Source organism: Cellulophaga sp. (genome assembly GCF_039943695.1).
Lineage (GTDB): Bacteria > Bacteroidota > Bacteroidia > Flavobacteriales > Flavobacteriaceae > Cellulophaga.
In genome coordinates this window covers 1-26033 of record NZ_JBDVAA010000087.1, presented here as the reverse complement: position 1 = coordinate 26033, position 26033 = coordinate 1, and the positions used below count along the sequence as shown (strand labels likewise).

Here is a 26033-nt window from a genome sequence, read left to right as displayed (position 1 = left end):
CTAATTAAATTTGCAATTTCATTTGCTACGGATTTTGATGCGTTTGTAGAGTTTTTAAAAACAACCGTATTTATATTTTCAAATCTTTTTTCAAAACCTGTAGCCTTATCAATATTACTTTTTAACATGCTCTTTTAATTTTTTATGTTTGTTTTTATAACAATATAATTGCTGACTAATACGTAGAATTATAACCGTATTAATTTGATACTCTACATTAGTAAACACTGTATAAATAGGTAATTGGTTAAACATTTATCACTATTTACCTTTTCTCCAACTCTTAATTTTATGTCCCCAAATAGCAAAAAAGAGAATTAAAATATAGCATGGGATCAAAATCCAGTAACTACTTGTAGCTGCTATGGTAGTAGCTTCAGCTTCCTGCATTCCGGCGGTAATTAATTTGTATTTATCTGCATCTACAATTTTACCATACAACGGAGGTATTATTGCCCCTCCTGATATTGCCATAATTAACATTGCAGAACCTTTATTTGTGAATTTTCCTAAACCATTAAGTGTTAAGGGCCAAATAGCTGGCCAAACTAAGGCATTTGCAACACCTAAGGCAGCTACAAATAGTACAGACGTAAACCCAGTAGTATTTAAAATAGCTATGCTAAAAATAAGTCCTAAAAAAGCACTGATAATTAAAGCTGTTCTTTGCTTAATATATTTTGGAATTAAAAATATACCTAAAGTATAAGTAGCCACCATTGCCAGTAATGTATAGGTTGTAAAAAATTTAGCCTCTTCTCCTGTAAAACCTAAAGAAATTCCGTAAGCTATAATAGTATCTCCTGCTATAACTTCTGCGCCTACATATGCAAATAAGGCTAATACACCTAGCCACAAATGAGGAAATTGAAATATGCTAGTTTTTTCTTTCTCTCCTTGGTTAGATACTTCTGGTTTACTTACCTCTACATTGGGTAATTGTGCTTCCTTAATTAAAACTCCCAAAAAAGCTAACACTGTTGCCATTATAAGATATGGAGCAAATACACTATCTGCCATCATATCTAATGTTCGTTCTTTTTCTTCCAAAGAAACAGATTCTAACTTTTCCTTAACTCCGTCTATACCAGATAGTAAAATAGCTCCAAAAATTAAAGAACCTAAAGCTCCTGCCACTTTATTTGCAATTCCCATAATAGCTATACGCTTTGCTCCGCTTTCAATAGGACCTAGAATAGTTATATAAGGGTTTGCAGCTGTTTGCAATAATGTCATACCCATACCCTGTATAAATATGCCTAATAAAAAAAACCAATAAGTTCTGGCTTCTGCAGCAGGTATAAATATTAAAGCTCCTACTGCCATAATAAATAAACCTAAAGACATCCCTTTTTTATATCCTATTTTTCCTAAAATATAAGAAGAAGGTAGTGCCATTATAACAAATGAAATATAGGACGCTGTAGCCACCAAATAGGATTGTGCATCTGTAAGTTCATTTATAGTTTTCATAAATGGTATTAACGCACCATTTATCCAGGTCACAAAACCAAAAATAAAAAATAACCCTGCAATTATTGCTACAGGCATTATTGTACTATGTTTCTTTTTTACCGTCATTACTTTTAGTCTTTATATTAATTTTTACTTCATTACTAAAATTATCTTTGGTTACTAGCAGATGCTATAAACATCATTTTGGGTTAGGATAGGTTAGGTCTGTTTTGTTAACTTTAGTGTTTATAATTAGTATTCTTAGATTTAAATATTTTATATTTTCATTTTATTAAATTGCTCTGTTAAACTTTCTATTAATTTAAACTGGTTTTTACAACGATCTAAATTATGTTCTATATAAGATGTTTTATAGTAGGTATCGTTATTTAAGTAGTCTGTTAAAAAACGAAGCCCCATTATAAAAATCATTGTTTTAGCTCCTAATGGCAGGTATTTTATTTCTAATGCAGTAAGGTCTGGTTTCATTTCTTTTAAAAAACCCTGTACGTAAGCGTCATAATAACTAATATTAAACTTTACTTTACTTAGGTCTTTCTCGTCTTCTGCTGCAGTATTACAAATGGTTCTTATTGCATCACCAAAATCATAATGCACAATACCTGGCATTACAGTATCTGTATCTATTACACAAAGCCCTTTTTTATCTAAATCAAACAGTATGTTAGAAATTTTAGTATCGTTATGAGTTACTCTTAATTTTATGTCTCCAGACGCTTTTAAATTCTCAATAATATGCATCTCTTCTTTTAAATCAGAAACCAACTTTATATATTTATTTGCTTTAGACAACCTATCTTCAGATGCTTTACTTAACGCTTCATTAAACTGATTAAACCTAAAAGACATATCATGAAAATTAGGAATAACATCTATTAAATTACTAGGATTAAAATCACTAGTTAGGTTTAAAAAATCTCCCATTAATTTACCTCCTTCATAGGCAACCGTTTCACAACTCACTGTTTCATATGTAATACTGCCTTTTATATAAATCATCAAATTCCAGTAATTACCATCGGTATCTTTATGGTAATTAGCACCATTTAGTGTTTTTACAAAAGACAGTACTCTACGCTTTAATTCAATTGGAGATAAATGCTTTTTTTTATCTTTTAAATGATTACTAATTAACACTTTGTTATTTATTAAACCTGGCACATCTTTAAACACCCCACTATTAATCTGTTGTAATATGAAAAAGGAATTTTGTTTGGTTTTTATAAAGTATGTATCATTAATATGACCAGAAGCTAATTGATCAAATGAAATGATTTCATCATTATTATTAAAGTATGCATAAATAGAATTTAATTTATTCAATATCATATTACCAAAGTTTAGAAGGATAAATATTAGCGTTTATTAATTTTTGAATTTCTTGCTGAACTATTTTTTTATCTTCCTTATAAGTAACTCCAAACCATTTTGAATTTGACTTTAAAACTTTGACAGTTGTTTTTTCAGAATTTAAAATATTGTTTACAACTGTTGGTATATAAAATTCTGCCTTTAAATTATTTTTATTTTCTTCTAAAAATTTAATAAAGAGATCACTTCCAAACTCAAAACATTTTGGAGTAAAACCCCAAAAGTTCATAGAAACAATTGTTTTTCCACTTATACTAACCATATGCTCATCATCACTCTTATAAAAAATTTCATTGTCAATTTTCTCTATATGAGTTCTTTCTGTTACACTAGTTAGGCAACCGTTTTCACTTATTTTACACTCTCCTCTAGAAACATAACCGTAGTCTGACACTGTATTTTCTAAATAATACGCCATTGTATTAAAGTTATAAGACTCGCTATCTGTATTAATTAAACAATCAGCCATTTTCTCAAATGCTTTTTTACCATAAAAATCATCTGCATTTATTATTGCAAAATTTTCTTTAACAATATTTTTAAGCATCAAAAAAGCATGGCCAGTTCCCCAAGGCTTTTTACGTTCAGGGTTTATATACTTCTCAGGAACACTATCTATTTCTTGAAAAACATAAACCAACTCTACTTTATCTCTAAGCTTATTTTCTATTAGCTTTTTAAACTCATCCTCAAAGCTTTTTCTAATAATAAATACAAACTTTCCAAACCCTGCTTCTATAGCATCATAAATTGAAAAATCCATTATAGTTGCCCCATCTTGGGTAAACTTATCTAACTGTTTTAACCCTCCATAACGGCTTCCCATTCCTGCTGCTAAAATGACTAAAGTTGGCTTGGTGTTACACATATTTAATTCTTAAAATTATTATTCTAAATACTCATTCCCCTGCTAATGTATAAATGAATTTTGATAAAAAAAAGAAAAACAGGTAAAAATGTGCTCGAGCACACTAAATAAATGTTTTCGAGCACATTTTTAGATATTAGTTAAAAAGTTTTTTATCTTTGTTTTATGAGAAAACACACTATTAAAGACATTGCTAAACTTGCCGGTGTATCTAAAGGAACCGTAGATAGAGTATTACATAACCGTGGAAAAGTTTCCCAAAAAGCATTGGAAAGTGTTAACAAAGTTCTTAGTGAAATTGATTACAAGCCCAATATTATTGCTAGGAGCCTAAAAAACAATAAAATACATAAAATTTGTATTTTACTACCAGACCCAAATTTAGACTCATATTGGTTACCGTGTGTAGAAGGTATTAATGAAGCAATAACAGAGTTTAGCTCTTTTAATGTTGATATAGAAATTTTTTACTTTAACCCTACCAGCATTACTTCGTTTATAAAAACTAACGATATTTTATTAGAGACATCTCCTGATGCAGTTTTACTAGTTCCTCTTTTTTATAAAGAATCTCTTGATATTATTGACAATTATAATTCTTTAGGTATACTATCTGGGACATTTAACAATCAAATAAAATCTAGAATAATAAATAGTTTTGTTGGACAAGATCTATTTCAAAGCGGAAGAGTTGCTGCCAGCCTTATAGACTTATTTTTAAGTGAAGGTTTAATTGCTATTGTACATATTGATGAAGAGTATGAAAACGCTCTACACATGCAAGAGAAAGAAAAAGGTTTTAGAAATTATTTTTCAGAATCTAAAAATCAAAACTTTGATATAAAAACATTAAAGTTAAAGTCTGACAATGTAGATGATAGTTTTAGTGATTTCTTAAAAAACAGTCCTGATTTAAAAGGAGTTTTTGTTACTACCTCTAAATCCTATCAAATTGCCGAAATAATATCAAAAAATAAAAATACAGATGTTGCTTTTGTAGGCTATGATTTACTTGAACAAAACATTAGCTATTTACAAGATAAAACAATAAAGTTTTTAATACATCAAAATCCAAAAAAACAAGCTAACATTGGGGTTACACTGTTAGTAGAGCATTTAATTTTTGATAAAAAAATTACTGAAGAAGTTTTATTGCCTTTATATATTATTAATGGTGAAAATGTAAAAGATTACCTTAACTAAACACATTATTGGTCTAGTAAATTTAGTACACCAAAAGATGATGATGTATGAAAATTTGGATATTGGGTATTAGGATTTACCCAAGAAATCCAAGTTGACTCATAATTACAATTTTCTGTTTTACTATATTTTGCTCTAAAAATTCCAGTTTCAATTTTATAATTTTTAATTAAACCCAACTCTTCTAAAGAATTTATAGTAATAGAACCTTCTACCGTAAAATAATTGCATTTAATGTTAGACTTTACAACCAATTCATTCTTAGGCCAATTCCAATCAAATTCAAACTTCCTTTTTGCATTAGCTCTAAAGTCTAAAATTCTTGACGTAGGATCAATCTCTATACAGTAATACGGATTAAGAGAATCGTTCATTTTAAAAAACAGCTCTACCCTATCAGAATTACCTATACTTTGCACACTATCATCTTCTTTATTTATTAAAACTTGAGAATCATAAACCTTAAAGTAGAAGAATAACTTTTTTGAATCCCAAAGAGACCTAAATTCTATTCTAGAATTTGGCCTTCTGTCCCAAGCAGAAACAAAATCTGAAAGAACCTCTGCTTTACCCCATAATATATGGTCTCCCTTACCATTAATAACAAGGCTATCTTCTTTAATAAACTTAACATTATAACTCTTCATACAGTATGGTTTATTGTCACTATTTTATACTAAAAACGCAACATTATTGCTAATCTATTTAAATTTTAAAAGAAAGAAAAAGAAAAAGGATTAATTTTGTGTTCGAGCACATTTTTTTAAGTAATAATTACTAATAAGTGGATAAAAATGTATTATCAATAATATAAAAGGTATTTTTTATTTTTAAAATAATAATTGTTGCTTCAATTATTAAAAATTTAATTACACAACATACAAATACGCCTAAACATTAAGTTAAATAGTTGAAAAATACTAAATAGGTAAAAATTAGGCATAAAAAAAGCCAGTAAAAAATTACTGGCTTAATTATTTTGAGTCTTTCTACTCAATTGTCGGGGTGGCAGGATTCGAACCTGCGACCTCCGCGTCCCAAACGCGGCGCGATAACCGGGCTACGCTACACCCCGATAGGTTATCAATAATTTCAATTTAGAGAAATTTTCTGTCCTCGCAATTTGCTTTGACAGCTATTGCGGAGAGACAGGGATTCGAACCCTGGGTAAGTGTTTCCACCTACGACGATTTAGCAAACCGTTCCTTTCGGCCACTCAGGCACCTCTCCAATACTCTTTAATGAACTTGCGCAGTTTTCAATTGCGAGTGCAAATATATAACGATTAAGGGTAGCTACCAAGCTATTTTAAACTTTTTTTGACTTTTTTTTGATTCTTTTTTCTAACCGCTTCATTATAAGAACATTTGTAGCAAAACTTTTTTTCACTTTATTTTAAATTTGAAGCTATTACTTAAAAATGTCTCTTATTTGAGCATCTTATATATATAACTATAGTATCTATATATTAATTTTTATTCTTTAAAAAAGTTCAAGATTTGCTTCAAAATAATAAAAATAAAAAAAGTGAAAATAAATATAAATTTTACTTGCATATTAAACATAGGTTATTGTATATTTGCACCCCGAATAACAAACCATTTGTTATTTAAATGGTCGCGTAGCTCAGCTGGATAGAGCATCTGCCTTCTAAGCAGACGGTCAAAGGTTCGAATCCTTTCGCGATCACAAAAAGCCTTCAGTTTTACTGAAGGCTTTTTTGTTTTATATTAAAAAATTCTTCTATACATTTTAAGGTTACATCGCACTGTTTTTTCAAAAGAAAAAGACATAAATAGTTAATAATCATTTTTTTAGTAAAAATTATTAATATTTGTTTAAATTTAAAACATAAAAGTACTTAGTTAGTCATTTAAAATACTTTCTTTTAGCTTTTTATTTTCTTACTTTAATTATGTTTTATTAGGCTTGATTAACTAAAGAAAATATATATCTATTAGTTAATTATAAAACACATAAAATGCTACGTTTTAATTTTAGTAAGCTTGCTGTTATTTTTGCTTTAATAATATGCTACGGATGTAATAACAGCAAAGAGGATGCTAAAAAATTAACTATTGGATTTTCACAAACTGGAGTAAATGATCAGTGGAGAAAATCTATGAATGAATCTATGCAAATACAGAGTGATTTTAATTCTGATATAGATTTAAAAATACTTGACGGAAAAGATAATGTAGAAAAACAGATTGAAGATATTAAGCAGTTTATTAAAGAAAAAGTAGACGTTTTAATTATATCTCCTATAAAATCTAAACCAATTACACCATTTGTTAATAAAGCAATAGAACAAGGCATACCTGTATTAATTGTAGATAGAAAAATTGATGGTCAAAATTACACCTCATATATTGGTGGAGATAACATACAAATTGGTAAAAACGCAGCTAACTACATAGCGTCTTTAAATAAGAATGATGATAAAAAAATATTAGAAATAACAGGACTAAAAGGATCTTCACCTGCTAAAGAACGTCATTTAGGTTTTAAATATGTTATAAGTGCAATAACCAATTTAAGTATTACACATACTATAGAAGGTAACTGGGAGGCCAACTCTATAAAAGAGCCATTAAATACTTATTTAGATAAGAACAAAGACATTGATTATATTTTTTGTCACAACGACCGTATGGCTCTAGGTGCTTGGGAAATACTGGCAGATAAAAAACTAGATAAAAAAATAGATGTAATAGGTGTTGATGGATTAACTGGCGCAAACGGAGGTATACAGCTTGTAAAAGATAAAATATTAAAGGCTACTATATATTATCCTACTGGTGGTGATGAAGCTATAAAAACTGCAATTAAAATTATTAACGGAGAAAAAGTAGCTAAAAAAAACATATTAGAAACTATAGTTATAGATAGTAGAAATGCTGATATTATGAGTAATCAGTTCGATAAAATCATTCAACATCAAAAAGACATTTTAAAACAACAAGAAAAAATTAAATTACAAGAAGAAACCTATACAAACCAAAGTAACGTTTTAAAAATAGTATTTGGCTTGTTTATTTTAAGCATTGTTCTTGGTATATTTAGTATCTATAGTGGTTATAATATTAAAAAGAAAAAGCAAGAGTTAGAAGCAAGTAATATTGAAATAAAAAAACAACGAAATAAAATTAAAAAAATAGCAACAGAAGCTGAGTTAAGTAATGAGGCTAAAGTTAACTTTTTTACAGGCTTATCTCATGAATTTAAAACCCCTATTACACTTATACTTTCTTCTATAGAATCTTTATCTGACAATAAAACCATACGAGATAATAATTTAACAAAAGATATAAGGTTAATTTTTAACAATTCTAAACGTTTGTTACGATTAATTAACCAACTATTAGATTTTAGAAAAGCAGAAGAACATCAGTTTAAATTAAAAGCTTCTAAAGTTAATTTATTAGAGTTCTCTGAAACAATTTATGAGGACTTTAAATATGAAGCTCAAAAAAAAGACATCAAGTTTACACTAGAAACAAACAATAAAGATTTAGAAATTTATATTGACAAAAATTTAATAGATAAGGTTTACTTTAACTTGCTCTCTAACGCTTTTAAATTTACACCAGAAAATGGAGAAATTACTATAAAAATTGAAGATCATAAGAATAAAGATTTTATAAACATATACTTTAAAGATACAGGTATAGGAATACCACGTGATGATTTAGATAAAGTATTTAAAGCTTTTTTTAGAGGTACAAACAACAACAAATCTAGTTCTGGAATTGGCTTACTACTATCTAAAGAATTTATAGAACTACATAAAGGCTCCATAGCTGTTAGCAGTAAACTAGGAACAGAATTTACTATAAAATTACACAAAGGTAGCAGCCACCTAAGCGAAGATGAAATAATTTGTGAAACTGATGTTTTAGAAACTTCTGTTATCAACTTTTTTAATGAAGATGAAGACAATGTTTTTAATGAATCTTCAATAGCAGATAGCCAAGATAATTACGTTATTTTAATTATTGAAGATAATCTAGATTTAATAAAGTTTTTAAAAAGTAAACTATCTCTAAACTATGAAGTTCATTTATCTAACGGAATAGATGCAATTGAAAAAGCTTTAGATATTATACCAGATATAATTATTTGTGATGTTAATTTGCCAGATAAAGATGGGTTTACTATTTGTGAAGTTTTAAAAAATGATTTACGTACCTCTCACATACCTACAATAATACTAACCGCATTAGAATCTAGAGATTCTTATATAAAAGGACTAGAATCTGGTGCAGATTTGTACCTTACTAAACCATTTAGTTTCTCAGTTTTATCTCAATCTATAAAGACAACAATATATAATAGAGAAAAATTAAGATATTACTTTATTAATAATATTCATAAAATTAACTCTCAAGAAAACTTTGGCTCTACAGAACAAGATTTTATAATACAAATTAATAATTTAATAGAGGATAATATAGACAACTCTAATTTTTCTGTAGAGATAATGGCAGAAAATTTAAACATATCAAGGGTTCAGCTTTACAGAAAACTAAAGGCTATATTAGGTGTAAATGTTAGTGACTATATTTTAAATACAAGACTAGACAAAGCAAAAAAACTACTTAAAGAGTCTTCTTTATCTATTTCGGAAATTGCCTATGCAACTGGCTTCTCTTCTCCTAATTACTTTTCTACAAGCTTTAAAAGTAAATTTGATACATCTCCAAAACAATACAGAGACACTTAATTATTTAATAATTTAGGTTTAACAGGACTTGGACTTTAATTAATTAATAATTGAAACGATAAATGTATGTATCAATTTTATACAAAAGCTGTATCAATTTTAAACACTCATCTACACAAACCACAAAACAAATACTTAAACAACTAATTTTAAATTAGTTAGACACTCATTACATTATCAAACTTAATTGATTCAAATAAGAAAGTGTTTCTTAAAATTGAAGCGTAACTTGCACTTCACTTTAAAAACTAATAAAAAGATAAATACGCTTAAATAGTGTAGGCTGGCATAAATATTGATTTCTTTTTAAAGAAAATAAATTAAGTCATAATATCTTTTTAACGATATAAAAATAAACTACTGTTCCCCAAACAGGAAGCCTTACTAATATATATTAGCAAGGCTTTTTAGGTTAAAAATTATTTTTTTAGATATTCTCTTAATTTTATAAAAGGTGCTGTTTTACGGTTTTTAAAAGCATGTATAAAACTACTTATTATTAAAATACCTGCAGCAACATAGGCAATATAAACTAACTGCTCCTCTACTCCTTTATTAGCAATTGCAATTGCAATTAAAGCCCAAGCGCCAACAAGGGCAAACTCTCGCATATTACGTGTCCACGTTACAATTAAGTTAATTATTACTGCTATTACAATCATTATAATAGTCCATACAAAGGGTGCTATACCAAAACCACCCCAATTAGTTTTTACTAAGTATGCAGATACATTTGCAATACTAGCAACAGTTACCCAGCCAGCATACAATACAAAAGGCCACCATAAAAATGCAATTACAGTTATTGGCGCATCCCACAACTCCATTTTATTATTTAATATGATTTTTAAAATTGAAAAAAGTAATATAAAAATAAATACACAAGACAATGCCGTATAACCATATATCCAACTAACAATCCAAAAACAATTGGCTAAACAAGAAATTACAAACCACCATCCTATTTTTAATACAAAGTCATTATCTCTAACCCTTACAACTAGGCTCCTGCCTTGATATAGTATAAAAACAAACAACAAAAGATAAATAACCCCCCATATAGAAAACGCATAACCAGCAGGTGTAAATAAGGTTTTTAAACCTCCAGACACCTCTCCTATTGTTGTACCATTCATTTTACCTGTATTAGACAAGTAATTTACTATTAACGTAGAAATAAATGCAATACCGTTAGCTATTTGTAAACTTTTCTTCATCTTTTTTCTTTTTCTATAAGTTACAAAAGTAATACTGCAAAACCAATTCTGTTTTGCTAGTTTTGTAAGTATGTAAAGTAACTATAAAATACAAATGAGCAAGAAAAAACCAATTTCAAAAATAATATATGTCTTTGCTGCGCTACTTTCAATTTGGGCAACAATTCTTATTTTTCAAAGATTATTTTTAAATGATATGGATTATTACAACCCATATAACAACGAGCTTGTTTTTCCTCTTTTTATATGTCTATTTTACATTAGCTTATGTATGTGGCTTATTCCTAAAATGAAAAATAAAATTTTTAGAAATTTCATTTTTATAGTAAGTCCACTATTATTAATATCATATGCGTTTTTTGACATTGCAGATAGCAATAAAATAGAATTTGGCACTACTTGGACAGCATCAGATGTTTTTATAGAGTTAGTATATAGTAAAACCTATTTTATACCTTTATTATTAATTGGTATGTCTTTAAACTTTATAGTAAATCTATGGTATTACAATAGTAAAGCTAAATAAATTAACTGTAGAGAGTATAAGTGTTTCTTAGTAACAGGCTTTGTATTTTACAAAATATTGCTTGAGTAGATAAAATATTTGGTGATAATATTAGACGTAAAGATGGAAATTCTGACGTTATAATTAAGCCCCAAGCAGCAAAAAATGACTGGTTTTGTGCTAAAAAAATTGAAGTTAAGCTTTACTTACAAAACATAAAGTTCTAATAAAATAAAATTTTATAATAAAAAAGCCACCGTAATGGTGGCTTTCATATTTTAGATAATTATAAACTTATAACCATCTCCTTCAGAGAAGTAAAGATTTTTATGGTTCTTCTTAAACCAATTTACCCATTCCTCATCTGTTTTAAAGGTTTGCTTAGTATATTTTAATAACAAGCGGTACGCCATTTCTTTATCTCTTCCCGTTTTTAACATAGATACAGCCTTCTCTAACAATTTAATATCATTATTTGCTATACCAAGAGACTTAGCATCTTCGTCTAAAATCATTTTATACCAACCATACTTTTCAGGATAAAAATAGTCTAAGTTTTCTTTATAATAATTTTCATTAACTCTTTTAATTTATTGTCTAACTCTTCCTTAGTTGGGTTTCTTAAAATAATTTTTCTGTTGCTATCTATTAATAAGGTGGTTGGCAAATGTGGTACCCCATAAGATTTTGCTACTGCTCCGTACGCATGATTTTCACTAGGGTCATAAACGTGACTCCAAGGTGTTTGATCTTCTATTATTGCTTTCTCCCATTTTTCTTTTTCATCTGCTGTACCAACACCAACAATTGTAAAGCCTTTTTCTTTATATTGTTTTCTTAGTTCTTTTAAATGAGGAAATGATGCTCTGCATGGCACGCACCAACTAGCCCAAAAATCTACTAAAATATATTTGCCCTCTACCTTAGATAGGGTTAACTCTTCTCCTTTATTGGTATTTAAAGTAAAGTCTGGAGCTGTATTACCTACACCAATATTTTCAAAATTATCTTTATATATTTTTGTAATAAAACCTTTAAAAAAAGCCGTTTTACGAGCGTCACCTTTAAAAATGTTGTAAAATTCTTTTAACTCGTCTCTCGTCATTCTACCTTCTGTATACTGTACTCCCAAAACATATGGAGCTAAAGTAGAGCTAGGGTTTTCTCTAACGTAATTGTATTTTAAAGCAACACGTTCATCATTTCTTTGTAACATTAAAGGTCTAAGTTCTTCCTGTAATGCCATTGCTTTATTAAGATCTTCTTTACTTTTAGTTTCTTTGGCTTTTGCGTATAATTCTCTAATTTTTTCTAATGGCTTATATTTTTCGTTATTAAATAAACTTTCTTGTGATTTCTTTATTTTCTCATACTCATCATTAGACTTAGAACCTTTAACATCTAATGTAAATCTAATATCTCTCCCTGTTATATTAGATACGTCTCCACTTACAGTTATATCACTGTTTTCTATGAAAAAAGAACTAACATATTTATCTACCATAAGGGTGACTTGATCCGGAAACTCTACTTTACCAGAAAACTGAAACTTACCATCTTTAATTATTGTACTATCTAAAACTACAGCTTCATTAAAGTTTAAAGAGCTACTACTTAATAGCTTTGCATAAGTATTATTTGCTCCCTTTATTATTCCGTTTATAGTGTAACCTTCAAATTTTGGTTGTTCTTTTTGCTTTTCTTTACAAGAATAAAAAGCGGTAGTTACACTTATAAATACTACTAATACTTTTAATATTGACCTCATATTATCATATTTTATTTTAATAACTCTTCTAACATTTCAAATGCTTCTTCTCCACCGCCAACAAAGCGTTTAACAATGTTACCTCGTTTGTCTATAATAAACTTAGTTGGAAAACCTTGTACATTAAACCTATTTACAAAATTGTCTGTTGTGTTAGCTTTATCACTTAATAACTGCTGCCAACCATACCCATTCTTGGTTACAAAAGCTGCAATTTTTTCTTTTGTATCACCAGAGTTAATTCCTAATACAACTAAATTATCTTTATGTTTTTCCTGAAACTCTTTTACCTGTGGCATTTCTGCTACACAAGGTCCACACCATAACCCCCAGAAATCTATTAATATATACTTCCCTTTTAATGAGTTAATATTAAACTCTTTACCCTCTAGGGTTGCTATTGTTTTTATAGATGGTACTGGTGAGCCATCTGCAGTAGCTTTTATACCGTTTATACGTAATTCTACAGCTTTATAATCTGGATACTCCGCCAAGTCTCTAGATAAAGAAGCAAATAACTCCTCTGCCTCTTCATTAGTAACTTGTGTACGCAGAATTAAATCATTTAAATACCAAGCTGAGGCTACAGAATTTGGATTACTTTTAATATGATTTGTTAAAGCTTTAATAGATTTGGCATAAATTGCTTCTGCTTGTTTATTGTTTGCTTTTATTTGCACAGAATCTGTCTCATAAGTATTTTTTACCGCTAAGTTTCCCATTTGGTTATACATTGGGTACATTAACTTATTTGCTTTAGCTAAACTGTTGTTAAATTTATCGCCGCTTGGGTAAGCATTCATAAAATCTGTTGCCTCTCCTTTTACTGTAACATTTGCTCCAGGAAAAGCGTAAAAATTTAGATAAGCGCTTTTTACAGGAAACATTCCCCTACCTCCTTTTGGTTTTTTAAAAAGTTCCCCATCAGGACCATTAAAACCAGGGTATACCCGTATCTGAGATATATTTGAAATAGTACTAGAAAAACTAAATTTTCCGTCTGTTACAATTATAGAGTCTGGTAAAGTTTCTCTTGTATACTTTTTATCTGGATGTCTAAAATACAAGTTACCTTTTAACCCTTTTATTTCTCCTTTAAGTGTAAAAGTATCTTTTGTATCTTGGGCATTAACACTACCTAATAAAGCTAAACTAGCTGTAAAGGATAAAACAATGTTCTTTATCAATTTCATATTATAATTATTTTATTACTTAAAAAGCTCTTTTAGTTTAGCATCTAACTCTTCTTTAGATGGGTTTCTTAATACAATTGTTCTATCACTATCTATTAATAGTGTTGTAGGTAAATGAGGAACACCATAAGATTGCGCTACTGGACCGTAAGCATGGTTTTCACTTACATCATAAACATGATTCCAAGGCGTTTTATCTTCTTCAATTGCTTTCTTCCATTTTTCTTTTTCATCTGCTGTACCTACACCAACAATTGTAAATCCTTTTTCTTTATACTGTTTTCTTAGTTCTTTTAAATGAGGAAAAGATGCTCTGCATGGCACGCACCAACTAGCCCAAAAATCTACTAAAATGTACTTACCTTTTACGTTTGATAAAGTTAATTCTTCACCCTGTACTGTTTGCAAAGTAAAATCTGGCGCAGTATTACCTATTCCTAGATTCTCAAAATTATCTTTATATATTTTTGTTATAAATGTTTTAAAAAAGGTTGCTTCACGTGCATCTCCGGTAAAAATTTCATAATATTCTTTTAATTCTTTTCTAGACATTCTGCCTTCTGTATACTGCACTCCAAGAACATAAGGTGCAATTGCTGAACTTGGATTTGCTTTTACAAAATCATATTTAATATTCTTATATCTTGCTCTTCTTTCTTCTGCTAAGCTTTGTAAACTCTCCTGTTTTTTTACAGCTTCATTTAATAATTCTTCATTACCCTCTTTTTTAGCTTTAGCATACATTTGCCTAACCTCTGTAAAAACATCATATTTTGGATCTTTAAAAATTGCTGATGCTTTTTCTTCAATTTCTTTATACTTATCTTGTCCCTTAGATCCTTTTACGTCCAAGGCAAACATATTCTCCCTGTCTTTTAAAGTCTCTACATCTGTTGTAATCTCTATAACACTATTCTCTAAATAAAAATTTGACTTATACTCTCCTAATACTAATGTAACCATATCAGGATTAGCTATCTTACCTTCAAATTTAAATTTACCGTCTACAACAGCTACACTGTCTATGACATTGATTTTATTTTGATTAAAAATTTGGTAATCTGTAATTTTAGCATAAGAATTATCTAACCCATTTACCGTTCCTGTAATAACATAACCATCTTCTTTTAGTTGATTCTTTTCTTTGTTTTTACAAGAGGTAAAAGCAAGAGCTACAATAGCAATTGTTATATATATTGTTTTTATGATTTTCATTTTTTTGATCATTTAATTTTTATACGATAATGATTTTATCTATTATCTATTTTTTTGACTGAAACAGAAGGTTTGTTTTATATGAACTCCCTTAAAACAGATGCCAACTTTAATAATAAATTATTTTAATACAGAAGAGAAAGCAACAATGTGCCTATTAAAAGAATTACTAAGAATTATATAACTCTTAGTAATTCTAATTTTATAATTTATTAATATTCATTTTGTTTAATAACACCTCCTGAAGTAATAATTTCTTGATTTGGTATTGGGTGTGCATATCTTCTTGACCCTTTAGGTAAAGTATAAGTTTGTAAGGATGAATTATGATCTATAGTTACTTGGGAATAAGGATAAAAATTTCTAGTAATATTATCTACATCATCAGATGGGTCTTCATTAGAATTATAACGTTTTAAATCGTACCATCTTAAAACAAAAGGTAGCTCTCTTCTACGTTCTTCCAATACTTTAACTAATGCATCTGACTGTGATGTTCCTGACAAGTTAATAACATCTGCTGGTGCGTTTACATCCATTCTATTAGCACGTAAAACGTTTGCTGTTTGCAACCCATCTGCCCAAGAGCCTTGTCTTATTTGGCATTCTGCTTTAATTAAAAGCATCTCTGCCGCTGTAGGCCCTGATATTAAATGATTAAAAACTGTTTGATAACCAGACTGGCTATACAATGGTAAACCTATACCATCACTCCCTCTCAAATAAGATAAATTTTCAACAACAAAATGTTTGTACCTTAAATCATAACTAGCATTGTACGTACTTAACAAATCTTCTGAAGGCCAAAGTTGACCAATAGGGCTAGACATTTCTCTATTATAATACGCTTCAGTCCAATAAAAGATATCATTAATTACTGATGTATTAACAATATAATCTCCATTGTAAATTTCGGCTGTTTCAGATGTACTAGGATCTCCATCACTCTCAATATTTACTATAATCGAAGTCTCTACAATATCTGTATTAAAATTAATTAATGTACTTTTTTCATTAAGAGCATCCTGTGCATATTTTTGAGCTTTCTCGTAATCATGCAATGCTAAATAATACCTAGCTGCAAAACCATTAACAGCCACTGTACTTGCTCTCCAGATACGATCTAAACCATTAAATTTTTCTAACTGACGATTAATTTTAAGAGCCTCTTCTAAATCCTCTGTTATAAAATCATAAGTATCTTGTAAACTAGCTCTTTCTAAAGTCTCTTCATAACTAGTGCTTCTCTTAATTGGCAAGCCCATTTCTTGCTCATTCCCCTTTAGAGACAAACAATAAGTATTTGCTAATAAAAAATAGCTATATGCTCTTATAAAGTGAGCTTCTGCTTTTAAATTAGCTTTTTCTTGAACAGTACCTTCTACATCATTTAATGCTAACAAAACTAAATTAGCATTAAATATTTTTTTCCATTCACCATTCCATACACGAGTACCTCTTGCGTCTAATGCTGGAAACTCTGTATTCCAAGTATACTCATGTGCTACCGGTGCCGTAAACTCATTAACATCTGCATTAAAATAATCTATATTAATACCAAAGTCATCTGTAGAATAAATTAACTCAGAAGAATTTTCTTGACTAAACACTCTAAGGTCATTTAATAAGCCTGCAATATCCTCTATTGTAGTAGGTACTACTCCCTGAGATTTCGAGGGAGCCTCGTCTAAATAATCATCACTGCACCCTACATATAGAGTACTTACAAACATTAGTAAGGTTAATAATTTATATGTTTTCATCTTAAGTTAGTTTTAAAAAGTTAAGTTAATACCAAATGTATAGCTAGGTTGTAGCTGTATACTACCTCTTGGATATTCTGGATCTTCACCAAAATCATTAAATAAAATTGTACCCAAGTTATTTCCTTGCAAGTAAAACTGTAAGGAATTAACACCTAGTTTATCAACTACAGTTGAAGGCAGGCTGTAAGTAACATTAACTTCTTGCAATCTAATATGTGAAGCATCCTCAATGTAACTATCTATATACGGTGCATAAGTCCCATACCTAAAATAAAGAAAATTATCTGTTATAATTGGAGGAGTAGCTGAGTCATCCCCTGCATTTAAAGCCTCAGAAACATAACTGTTTATTGGCCTATTGGTTTGTGACTGGTAATCAAATGACGGGCGTCTAAATTTATGTCCAAATTTACCTTGAAGGATAAAAGATAAATTAAAGTCATAAACTTTAAAAGAATGACTAGTACCAACAAATGTAGGACTAACACTAGTACCAGATGGCAACAAAAAGTCTACACCATTTCCTGTAGCACTACCTAAAAAAGAAACTAATTCTCCATTTAGACCATAAAATGATGGTGCGTCAACTCCTGAAACATTATTTACTCCTGCATATTGATAAGACCATAACGTATTAGCATTATAACCCTCCGTGTAAGCAAATGAAGGAGAATTAACAGCAACAGAAGTTAATTCTCTAGAATCATAATTTGTCTTAAAAAAACTCTTTATCTTATTATCGTTATGAGAATAATTAACAGAACCATTCCATACAATATCGTTTCCTTTTATTTTTACAGAAGTTCCTAAATCTATCTCGAACCCTTTATTTTCCATAGCACCATTATTAATCTGTGCTGTGGTATTACCATTAACATTTGGTATAGATTGTAAAACAATTAAATCACTACTCTGTTTATTATAGTAATTAACAGAACCGTTTAATTTATTATTAAAAATAGCAAAATCTACACCTACATTTAATGATTTAGTTTTCTCCCACCTTAATAAAGGGTTACCAACATTAGAAACCGAAGATAAAGCTTCACCTGTTACAGCATCTGGTACTGGGTTAAGACTTAATAAAGGAATAGCAGATGTACTGCTATCTACATTACCACCTACACCATAAGTAGACCTTAAACTTAAACTATTTAACCAATCTACGTTGTTTAAAAAAGATTCATTATGCATATTCCATGATAAACCAACAGACCAAAAAGGATTTGACCTTATAGATGTGTCATCTGCAATTAAGTTTGACGAATCTGTTCTATAACTACCTGTTGCTGTATATTTATTATCATAAGTATACCCAATGTTTGAATATACACCAACAAACCTATCTATATTCTCTGTTAAAACAGTTTGATTGGTATAGGAAAACGGAATAAAAGGAGAATTTATTAAATAATTTAAAACCGGTCTACCAAAAGCATAGCCCGCATAACTTTGTCCAAAAGTTATATTATCTGGTACCCCACCTATTGTTTGTAATGTTTTTTCATTAAATCCAAATTTTGTTGGGTCTACAGTAGATTTAGCTACTCTTTCTTCTGCTTGAAAACCCGCTAAAAAAGTGACTGCATGCTTGTCTGCAAATGTGCGATTAAAGTTTAACTGATTTCTAAAAGTATAAGCATTAACCCTCTGATTATTTGTTTGTAATATACTTCCAGATGGTATCACCTGGTTTGGAACTCCAAAACCAGAAGCGTTAGGGATTGAGCTTAAAATTATAGCTTCTCTTACCCTGTAATTGTTTTCGTTATAGAAATTTCTTCCTTTAGTATCAAAAACTTCATATTGTATACTAGATGTTACATTTAAGTTTTTTGTAATATCATATCTTAATGCTGCTTGAACACGCGTATTTAATCTTTTTGTTGTTAAGTCTCTATTATTAGCATCTGTAATTGGATTATAAGACAAATCTCCTCCGTAAGGAAATAAGTTTAAATCTGGACGAAACATATTTTGAGCAAAAATATTATTGTACAAATAAGACATATCTACCAAACTACCGTCTTCATTCTTTAACATATCTGATCTAGATAACGCGCTCAACTCAGTTAAACTAGCTCCGTTATTTTTTTCCTCGTTGTATTGTAGCATCGCAGAAAAATCTAACTGAAGCTTATTGGTAAGTTTTGTTGTATTACGAAAATTAATCAAATACTTGTTTACGTTATTGCCTTGAAAAAAATCTCTACTATCTTCATACAATAAAGATAAATTATTACTCATTTTAGAGTTTCCGCCAGATATATTAATATTATGCTGCTGAATCATAGGATTTTGCAACAAATTATCTTCTATTTGCTTTGTATTATCTAAGTTAGCATACTTAGACAGTAAAGCATCTCTTTGATCTTTTGTAATACCTCCGTATTGAGCATCATAAAAAGCGGTATACACTGCTGATCTTGATGCACCAAATGCAAGTAAACTATTAGGCGTAATTGGATTAAAGCCCCTACCAAAATTACTACCGTCAAAAGCTAATTTTAAATATGCTATTTGATCCTTACTAGTAGCTCTGTTTAAAGAGTAATTAACATCTAACTTTGGTGAAATTCTAACAAACGAAGACGCAGATACTTTAAGTTCTGTAGATGTATTATTTTTTGTTGTAATAACAATAACCCCGTTAGATGCTTTTGCCCCCCAAATAGAAGATGCAGCTGCATCTTTTAAAACAGTAACACTTTCTACATCATTTGGGTTAATACTACTAAAACCACCTTCTACAGGAAAACCATTTAACACTATTAAAGGTTCTTTATCTGCACCTAATGTTGTAAGACCTCTAATTTGAATACTAGAATTACCATCTGCATCTACAACTGATTGAACACCTGATAGCACTCCGTTTAGCCTTTCTGATATGTTAGAGGCTGGTTTTTCTAACTGGCTCTTTTTTACAGATGCATAAGCTCCTGTAGACCTCTCTTTTGTTATTTTTTGATACCCTGTAGAAACAAGAACAACTTCTTCTAACTCACTTATTCTTTCTTTTAAAGTGACTTTGTAACTTGTTTTATTCTTAACTATTTGAGAAACAAACCTTTCGTAACCAATTCCGGTAATAGCAAGGTAATTGCCTACATCTCCCATAATTTTAAAATTACCATCAAAATCTGTAGTAGTACCTCTAGTTAAAAAATCTTTATTTTTTTCTGAACCATCCCACTTACGGGTTGTAACAAAAACGTTCATACCTAATAAAGGGTTCCCAAACTCATCTACAACTTTACCTGTTATTTGAGTTTGGTAAAAAACCTTTTTATTAGTTTTTTTTACAATTGCAATTGTTTTGTTTTGCAAAAACTCATATGATACATCACTACCTTTTAAAGTTTTATCTAACAGATCATTTGCTTTTATAATCCCTTTATGTAATGCTATTTTAGGGTACGCATCAAAAAAACCTTCACTATAAATAAATTTATAGTCGGTTTGTTCCATAATAATATCAAAAACCATATCTACGCTTACAATAGCATCTGCTTTGATACTTATTTTAGCATTTTGTGAAAACGAATTTGTAGTGGTAAAACTAAAAATTGCGGTACACCATAAAAAGATAAAAGCTTTCATAATCGTCATCATTAGTTTTCTTCTATAGCAGAAGAGAACATTCATTAATTTAATTTTCATAAATTTGAGTGTTTTTTTGGTTAGTTACTTAATTAATCGAGATTCAAATAAAAATGGGGGATAAAGTGTTATTCTTTGGACGGCATAAACTTTGTTCCCTTTATTTTATATAAACTATTCTATTTTCTATTTCATAGGCATTTATATTACTTGTGTTTTTAATTATTTGTAAAATTGTTTCTATATCTTGATTTTTACCTAGTACTCCTTTAAAATTGATATTCTCTAATTCTTTATTTTCAATAACAAAATCTACATCATACCATCTAGATAGTACTTTCATTATTTCTTTTAAAGACTTGTTCTTAAAGTTAAAATTACCTTTTCGCCAAGCAATTTCGTTTTCTACATTTACATTGTATACCTCAACTTTTTCAGAAATGCCATTTGCTATCACTGCTTGTTGTCCTGGCAACATATCTGCTTTAAAAGATTTATTTTCTAATACAATATGCCCATCTACCAGAGTAGAATAGATAAAGTTTTCATCCTTATAAGCTTTAATATTAAACTCGGTTCCTAAAACAGCAATATTTTGTTGATTTGTTATTACATTAAAACCATCTCCGTTATTATCTTCACTAGAGGTTACATCAAAATAAGCTTCTCCGTATACTAATTCTACAGATCTAGTTCTTCCTTTTTTAAAATGAACAGGATATTTTAACTTAGACTCAGAATTTAACCAAACCTTTGTACCATCTGCTAGTTCTAAAGCAAATTCTCCTCCTCTTGGTACAGTTAAAGAATTATAAATAACTTCCTTATTTTGCTCATTACTTGGTAAATAGGTTAACTCTTTACCATTAGTTGTAGCATTACCAACATTAACTTGTTTACCGTTTTCTAAAATAACAACAGAACCGTCTTCTAAAGAAAGTGTTGGTTTACTTAAACCTCCTTTTATTTCTGTTTTTACAACTTGTGTATTATTAGTGATAGTATTAAAAAGTGATGCTTTAAAAAACACCCCTGTAATTAAAGTTCCTGCAAATACAGCAGCGGCAGCATACTTTACAAGTTTTATTACCTTAGCATTTGTTGCTTTCCTTTTATCTTCTGCTATTTTATGTAAAAGAGCTGTTCTAGTTTTTTCAATATCAAATTTTTGAAGCACAAAATCTGAAACTACATTTATTTTAATGTAATCTTCTAGAGATTCTTTGCTTTTTACCTCTTCATTAAGTTCTTTTTCTAGTTTATCTAACTCTTTTTTAGAAGACTCTCTAGTAAGGTACTTAACTATTAGTTTATCTAACTTTGAAACTTTTTTCTTCATTATATTTTAAACATATATACATTAATACGTATGCATTTTACATAACCCTAACATTTTATTAAACTTTTTTATATATTGGCAACATATTTAACCAATGTTTGTCATTTTATATGAACCCCCAACTAAATAACAACATTAAATTTATTAACGCACTAAAGTCTGGTGATGAGTCTGCATATAATAAATTGGTTACAGATTACCACCAAAAGCTTTGTGTATATGCACATAATTTAACTCATGACCGTGACGAGGCAGAAGATATTGTACAAAATGTTTTTATGAGGATTTGGCGTAAAAGAGATAAATTAAAAGCCGATTTTTCTTTACAGAGTTTTTTATACAAATCTGTTTATAATGAATTTATAGATCATTATAGAAAGCAAAAAAATGTATTCCCGTTAGAAAAAAAATATTTAGATGCGCTACACAATTTAGTAGAAGAGACAGATGTAATATCTTTTGATAACCTGATAAAAAAGGTTAAAACAGAAATACAAAATTTACCTCCAAAATGTAAAAACGTATTTCTTTTAAGTAAACAAGAAGGCTTAACTAATATAGAAATAGCAGAATATTTAAATATCTCTATAAAAACAGTTGAAGCACAAATAACAAAAGCATTTTTTATTTTACGCACTAAGATTAATAAAAAAACAGATAGTAATCTATTTTTATATTTTTCTGTTTTAAAACTAAAAAGAGTATTACTTTTTAAAAACTAAAAAGACGCAACAAAAAACTGCTACGCCTAATTAACTAAAAAACGAATTATTAAAAAACTATTTTTCTATATCTAAGATTTTTAAAATTTTAGAAAAAACTTCTGTATTTTCATAAACCCCAGAAAAATTATAAGATTGTGGACCATATGCAAATATTGGCACCATAACACCTGTATGATCATGAGTTACAAAACCGCCTTCTATTTCATGGTCTGCTACACTACCGTTAGATACACTTAATCCTCCTGTTTCATGATCTGCTGTTATAATTACTAATGTTTCTCCACTTTTATCAGCAAACTTAATTGCCTCAGTAATAGCTCTGTCAAAATCTATAGTTTCTGCAACAACACCCTCTGTATCATTGTAATGCCCAAAAGAATCTATTTGTGCAGCCTCTACCATTAAAAAAAAAGGTTTATCTTTTTTATCTAAAAAACTTATAGCTTCTTTAGTTGTTGCTGCTAGTAAATTACCTCTATCTGTTTTTATAGACGGCACACCACCATCTGCTAAAAAAACACCTAATTTATCTGCAGTACTTTTATTTATTTCAGAAGTTTCATCTACCATTATGTACTTACTTTTCAATGGTATTTTTTTGTACAAATTTGCTCCACCTGCGGCAAAAAAATGTAGCTCAGTTTTAAGTAAATCTTCTGCTATTTTTTGTGTTTCTCCCCTATCTTTTTGTTTTGCATAAAAAGAGGACGGAGTAGCACCTGTTATTTGATCTGTAGTTATAATTCCTGTAGAAAAGTTAGACTTAGCTAGTATGTCTACTAAGGTTGGTAATGGCTTGCCATTTATGTCTGTACCTATAGCCCTATTATTTGTTTTTTGTCCTGTTGCTAATGCTGTACCAGCAGCAGCAGAATCTGTTATTAAATCGTCTGCAGATTGTGTTTTAATTAATCCTATAGATTTAAGCTGTGTAAGGGTTAAGCTGCCGTTATTAGCTAAAACGGCAGCCGTAATTTGAGATAACCCCATACCGTCTCCAATCATTAAAATTACATTTTTAATTGGCTTTTTACTACCATCTAAAGCATAAGTAGGTTTGTAAACATTAGATGTAATTAAAGCTGTTGTAGTACGGTTTTTTAAAGTTTTTACATAGGTTACACATTTGTTAGGCATATCTGTATTAACAACGTCTACCCCCATTTCTACAAATGCTCTCCAAGCTGTTTTAGAATCTGGAGTTGCCCAAAAACGAAATGGTTTATTTAATTTTTTAGCAGCCACTATTGCTGCATTTACTTTAGCAAAATCATTGTGTGTTAACCTGCCTTTACCATTCCACTCAGTATATTTTTTAAAACTAGTACTAACCATTGCTACTTTTTCCCAGTCTTTATTATCTAGTGTATTACTAAGTTCTTGATGGTCAAAAGAAATATACTCAGGGTATGTGTGGTATGTGTTAGCTTTTGGTCTATTACCAGATATTAAAAACTCTACATTATTGTGAGTTATAACTTCTGGATATTTTTTTAGTACAGAGATTACTTTTTTTAAGGTCTTCTCTGCATGAGACTTAACATCTACCATTACTATTAGCCTAGATGTACTAAGTTGTTTGTTTTGTACCGCTTGTTGTAAAGGATTTAAATATAAACTTTGTAGTGTATTATTTTCTAAAATTTCATTTTCAGTATGTGCTATGTATAATTCATTGTTTTTTAGCCAAACATCTGCTTCTACAATATTGGCTCCGCTAGAAAAAGCATTCCAAAAAGGTACATTTTGTAGATAATCATTATGAGAATGAATAAGAACTTGATTTTCTTTTTGAGCAAAAGAAATCATTGAAAAAAAACTTACGGCAAGTATGATACATTTTTTCTTAAATGTTAACATATAAGTATATTATAAAAAGGTGCTGCGCAATTACAGCACCCTTTCTTGTTAAAAAAAACTAATTGAAACTTTATTCTTTTACCATCCTTTGTTTTGTGGTATTCCTGAAGATTCTATAACAGTATTTGGAATTGGCCATACATTCATAAAAGAAGCATCAAAATTTCTGGCAGGCCATACTATTTCTGATGTGTAAGGAGAATCAGGATTAGCTCTGTCTGCATAAATTCTACCATAAATTGGCTCTCCGTAAGTAGCTGCTGCATCTCCCCAACGAACCAAATCAAAATGTCTGTTAGCAAATTCACCTGCTAATTCTACTCTACGCTCGTGCTTAAGATCTTCCATAGTTGCGTTAGTTATTGGTGCTAAACCAGCTCTATCTCTAACCATATTTAAAGGAACATCTCCATTTTTACCGTCTGCAATTAACGCCTCTGCTTTCATTAACAACACCTCTGCATAACGCATTAATGGTACATTGTAAATTGTAGTTGGGTTATCTCCATTCGTATTTACATACTCTCCTATTGGGTCTTCAAATTGGAACTCATACATATACTTATTAAACTGAAATCCAGAGATTGAATTTTCAGACTGATACCTTCTATCTTCTCCAAAATATTTAAAGTCGTCTCCAAAATTTAAGATAGTAACACCTCTACGTACGTCTCCTGCTTCATACTCATTATACAACCCTTCTGACGGAGTGTAGTATCCCCAGCCGTTATATTTACCCCAACCTTTGTTTTCTAACATAACACCAGATAAAATACTACCACGATCTAAACCAGAATTAACAGACCAAATGTACTCGCTTGTCCAGTTGTTTATATGACTATGTAGCTCTCTATAGTCTACCTCTGGATTATCTGTATCTATTAAAGCTCTACCAGAACCAGATGTTGCAATTGCATCTGCATACTTTACAACCTCTGCGTATCTAGAGGCATCATACGCTGCCCAATACAAATTAGTTTTTGCTAAATATCCTAAAGCGGCATCTTTGTGAGGACGACCGTAATCTTCTGCTCCGTACTCTGTAAACAATGGTAATAAATCCATCGCTTTTTTAAGATCTTCTTCAATTTGCTTGTAGTTTTCTACAACAGAAGCTGGTCTAACGTAGCTACCACCGTCATCAAACATATTATCTACGGTAATTATTGGCACACCTCCGTTTACATCATCACCATAAGTA

General features: G+C 29.7%; 18 protein-coding genes and 3 tRNA genes. 5 read left to right on the top strand and 16 right to left on the bottom strand.

The window, feature by feature from the left end:
* Positions 1-261 precede the first annotated feature (261 nt).
* The 3 genes from ABJD66_RS05955 to ABJD66_RS05945 all read right to left on the bottom strand — a co-directional run bounded on the left by ABJD66_RS05955 (position 262) and on the right by ABJD66_RS05945 (position 3715).
* Complete coding sequence (locus tag ABJD66_RS05955) at positions 262-1581, bottom strand: sugar MFS transporter (RefSeq protein WP_348129316.1); 1320 nt, start codon at positions 1579-1581, stop codon at positions 262-264.
* A 150-nt stretch (positions 1582-1731) separates the two neighbouring features.
* Positions 1732-2805, bottom strand: coding sequence for an aminoglycoside phosphotransferase family protein (locus tag ABJD66_RS05950; protein WP_348129313.1), 1074 nt, complete (start codon positions 2803-2805; stop codon positions 1732-1734).
* Position 2806: 1 nt separating this feature from the next.
* On the bottom strand, positions 2807-3715 hold the full coding sequence (locus tag ABJD66_RS05945; protein ID WP_100896403.1) for a sugar phosphate nucleotidyltransferase: 909 nt from the start codon (positions 3713-3715) through the stop codon (positions 2807-2809).
* Between the two features lie 165 nt (positions 3716-3880).
* On the opposite strand from ABJD66_RS05945, the gene ABJD66_RS05940 reads away from it, so the two are divergent.
* Complete coding sequence (locus tag ABJD66_RS05940) at positions 3881-4918, top strand: LacI family DNA-binding transcriptional regulator (RefSeq protein ID WP_348129309.1); 1038 nt, start codon at positions 3881-3883, stop codon at positions 4916-4918.
* A 5-nt stretch (positions 4919-4923) separates the two neighbouring features.
* On the opposite strand, the gene ABJD66_RS05935 is transcribed toward ABJD66_RS05940, so the two are convergent.
* The 3 genes from ABJD66_RS05935 to ABJD66_RS05925 all read right to left on the bottom strand — a co-directional run bounded on the left by ABJD66_RS05935 (position 4924) and on the right by ABJD66_RS05925 (position 6148).
* On the bottom strand, positions 4924-5565 hold the full coding sequence (locus ABJD66_RS05935; protein ID WP_348129306.1) for a sugar-binding protein: 642 nt from the start codon (positions 5563-5565) through the stop codon (positions 4924-4926).
* A 353-nt stretch (positions 5566-5918) separates the two neighbouring features.
* Positions 5919-5993 (bottom strand) — tRNA-Pro (locus tag ABJD66_RS05930).
* Between the two features lie 66 nt (positions 5994-6059).
* Positions 6060-6148, bottom strand: a tRNA-Ser gene (locus ABJD66_RS05925).
* Positions 6149-6533: 385 nt separating this feature from the next.
* On the opposite strand from ABJD66_RS05925, the gene ABJD66_RS05920 reads away from it, so the two are divergent.
* Together ABJD66_RS05920 and ABJD66_RS05915 are read left to right on the top strand one after the other, a co-directional pair.
* A tRNA-Arg gene (locus tag ABJD66_RS05920) sits at positions 6534-6607 on the top strand.
* Between the two features lie 292 nt (positions 6608-6899).
* Positions 6900-9644: a substrate-binding domain-containing protein gene (locus ABJD66_RS05915; RefSeq protein ID WP_348129303.1), complete on the top strand. Its 2745-nt coding sequence runs from the start codon at positions 6900-6902 to the stop codon at positions 9642-9644.
* A 419-nt stretch (positions 9645-10063) separates the two neighbouring features.
* Here the strand turns inward: ABJD66_RS05915 and ABJD66_RS05910 are convergent, their stop codons facing one another.
* Positions 10064-10861, bottom strand: a complete 798-nt coding sequence (locus tag ABJD66_RS05910; RefSeq protein ID WP_348129300.1) for a tryptophan-rich sensory protein — start codon at positions 10859-10861, stop codon at positions 10064-10066.
* A 94-nt stretch (positions 10862-10955) separates the two neighbouring features.
* On the opposite strand from ABJD66_RS05910, the gene ABJD66_RS05905 reads away from it, so the two are divergent.
* Positions 10956-11387, top strand: coding sequence for a hypothetical protein (locus tag ABJD66_RS05905; RefSeq protein ID WP_348129297.1), 432 nt, complete (start codon positions 10956-10958; stop codon positions 11385-11387).
* 257 nt (positions 11388-11644) lie between these two features.
* On the opposite strand, the gene ABJD66_RS05900 is transcribed toward ABJD66_RS05905, so the two are convergent.
* The 7 genes from ABJD66_RS05900 to ABJD66_RS05870 all read right to left on the bottom strand — a co-directional run bounded on the left by ABJD66_RS05900 (position 11645) and on the right by ABJD66_RS05870 (position 22247).
* Complete coding sequence (locus ABJD66_RS05900; RefSeq protein WP_348129294.1) at positions 11645-11881, bottom strand: hypothetical protein; 237 nt, start codon at positions 11879-11881, stop codon at positions 11645-11647.
* 35 nt (positions 11882-11916) lie between these two features.
* Positions 11917-13134 (bottom strand): TlpA disulfide reductase family protein, encoded by a 1218-nt coding sequence (locus tag ABJD66_RS05895; RefSeq protein WP_303543740.1) that lies wholly within the window; start codon positions 13132-13134, stop codon positions 11917-11919.
* Positions 13135-13145: 11 nt separating this feature from the next.
* On the bottom strand, positions 13146-14327 hold the full coding sequence (locus ABJD66_RS05890; protein WP_348129289.1) for a TlpA disulfide reductase family protein: 1182 nt from the start codon (positions 14325-14327) through the stop codon (positions 13146-13148).
* Positions 14328-14342: 15 nt separating this feature from the next.
* Positions 14343-15542: a TlpA disulfide reductase family protein gene (locus ABJD66_RS05885; RefSeq protein ID WP_348129286.1), complete on the bottom strand. Its 1200-nt coding sequence runs from the start codon at positions 15540-15542 to the stop codon at positions 14343-14345.
* A gap of 212 nt (positions 15543-15754) precedes the next feature.
* Positions 15755-17305 carry a RagB/SusD family nutrient uptake outer membrane protein gene (locus ABJD66_RS05880; RefSeq protein ID WP_348129284.1) on the bottom strand — a complete coding sequence of 517 codons (1551 nt, stop codon included), beginning with the start codon at positions 17303-17305 and terminating at the stop codon, positions 15755-15757.
* Between the two features lie 12 nt (positions 17306-17317).
* Entirely contained in the window at positions 17318-20968 is a 3651-nt protein-coding gene (locus tag ABJD66_RS05875; protein ID WP_348129281.1) for a SusC/RagA family TonB-linked outer membrane protein, read from the bottom strand.
* Between the two features lie 100 nt (positions 20969-21068).
* Entirely contained in the window at positions 21069-22247 is a 1179-nt protein-coding gene (locus tag ABJD66_RS05870) for a FecR family protein (protein WP_348129278.1), read from the bottom strand.
* Between the two features lie 110 nt (positions 22248-22357).
* On the opposite strand from ABJD66_RS05870, the gene ABJD66_RS05865 reads away from it, so the two are divergent.
* Positions 22358-22969 (top strand): RNA polymerase sigma-70 factor, encoded by a 612-nt coding sequence (locus tag ABJD66_RS05865; protein ID WP_100896416.1) that lies wholly within the window; start codon positions 22358-22360, stop codon positions 22967-22969.
* A gap of 57 nt (positions 22970-23026) precedes the next feature.
* Here ABJD66_RS05865 and ABJD66_RS05860 read toward each other — a convergent pair whose 3' ends face one another.
* Positions 23027-24781: an alkaline phosphatase gene (locus tag ABJD66_RS05860; RefSeq protein WP_348129275.1), complete on the bottom strand. Its 1755-nt coding sequence runs from the start codon at positions 24779-24781 to the stop codon at positions 23027-23029.
* A gap of 129 nt (positions 24782-24910) precedes the next feature.
* A partial coding sequence (locus tag ABJD66_RS05855; protein WP_348129272.1) for a RagB/SusD family nutrient uptake outer membrane protein occupies positions 24911-26033 on the bottom strand: 1123 nt, incomplete at its 5' end.

What these genes read in the sequence shown, in the direction of transcription:
- ABJD66_RS05880 (WP_348129284.1), bottom strand. Translation starts at nt 17,305, where the DNA reads ATGAAAACATATAAATTATTAACCTTACTAATGTTTGTAAGTACTCTA.
- ABJD66_RS05940 (WP_348129309.1), top strand. Translation starts at nt 3,881, where the DNA reads ATGAGAAAACACACTATTAAAGACATTGCTAAACTTGCCGGTGTATCT.
- ABJD66_RS05900 (WP_348129294.1), bottom strand. Translation starts at nt 11,881, where the DNA reads ATGATTTTAGACGAAGATGCTAAGTCTCTTGGTATAGCAAATAATGAT.
- ABJD66_RS05950 (WP_348129313.1), bottom strand. Translation starts at nt 2,805, where the DNA reads ATGATATTGAATAAATTAAATTCTATTTATGCATACTTTAATAATAAT.
- ABJD66_RS05890 (WP_348129289.1), bottom strand. Translation starts at nt 14,327, where the DNA reads ATGAAATTGATAAAGAACATTGTTTTATCCTTTACAGCTAGTTTAGCT.
- ABJD66_RS05915 (WP_348129303.1), top strand. Translation starts at nt 6,900, where the DNA reads ATGCTACGTTTTAATTTTAGTAAGCTTGCTGTTATTTTTGCTTTAATA.
- ABJD66_RS05875 (WP_348129281.1), bottom strand. Translation starts at nt 20,968, where the DNA reads ATGAAAATTAAATTAATGAATGTTCTCTTCTGCTATAGAAGAAAACTA.
- ABJD66_RS05860 (WP_348129275.1), bottom strand. Translation starts at nt 24,781, where the DNA reads ATGATTTCTTTTGCTCAAAAAGAAAATCAAGTTCTTATTCATTCTCAT.
- ABJD66_RS05905 (WP_348129297.1), top strand. Translation starts at nt 10,956, where the DNA reads ATGAGCAAGAAAAAACCAATTTCAAAAATAATATATGTCTTTGCTGCG.
- ABJD66_RS05955 (WP_348129316.1), bottom strand. Translation starts at nt 1,581, where the DNA reads ATGACGGTAAAAAAGAAACATAGTACAATAATGCCTGTAGCAATAATT.
- ABJD66_RS05870 (WP_348129278.1), bottom strand. Translation starts at nt 22,247, where the DNA reads ATGAAGAAAAAAGTTTCAAAGTTAGATAAACTAATAGTTAAGTACCTT.
- ABJD66_RS05945 (WP_100896403.1), bottom strand. Translation starts at nt 3,715, where the DNA reads ATGTGTAACACCAAGCCAACTTTAGTCATTTTAGCAGCAGGAATGGGA.
- ABJD66_RS05865 (WP_100896416.1), top strand. Translation starts at nt 22,358, where the DNA reads ATGAACCCCCAACTAAATAACAACATTAAATTTATTAACGCACTAAAG.
- ABJD66_RS05935 (WP_348129306.1), bottom strand. Translation starts at nt 5,565, where the DNA reads ATGAAGAGTTATAATGTTAAGTTTATTAAAGAAGATAGCCTTGTTATT.
- ABJD66_RS05910 (WP_348129300.1), bottom strand. Translation starts at nt 10,861, where the DNA reads ATGAAGAAAAGTTTACAAATAGCTAACGGTATTGCATTTATTTCTACG.
- ABJD66_RS05895 (WP_303543740.1), bottom strand. Translation starts at nt 13,134, where the DNA reads ATGAGGTCAATATTAAAAGTATTAGTAGTATTTATAAGTGTAACTACC.
- ABJD66_RS05885 (WP_348129286.1), bottom strand. Translation starts at nt 15,542, where the DNA reads ATGAAAATCATAAAAACAATATATATAACAATTGCTATTGTAGCTCTT.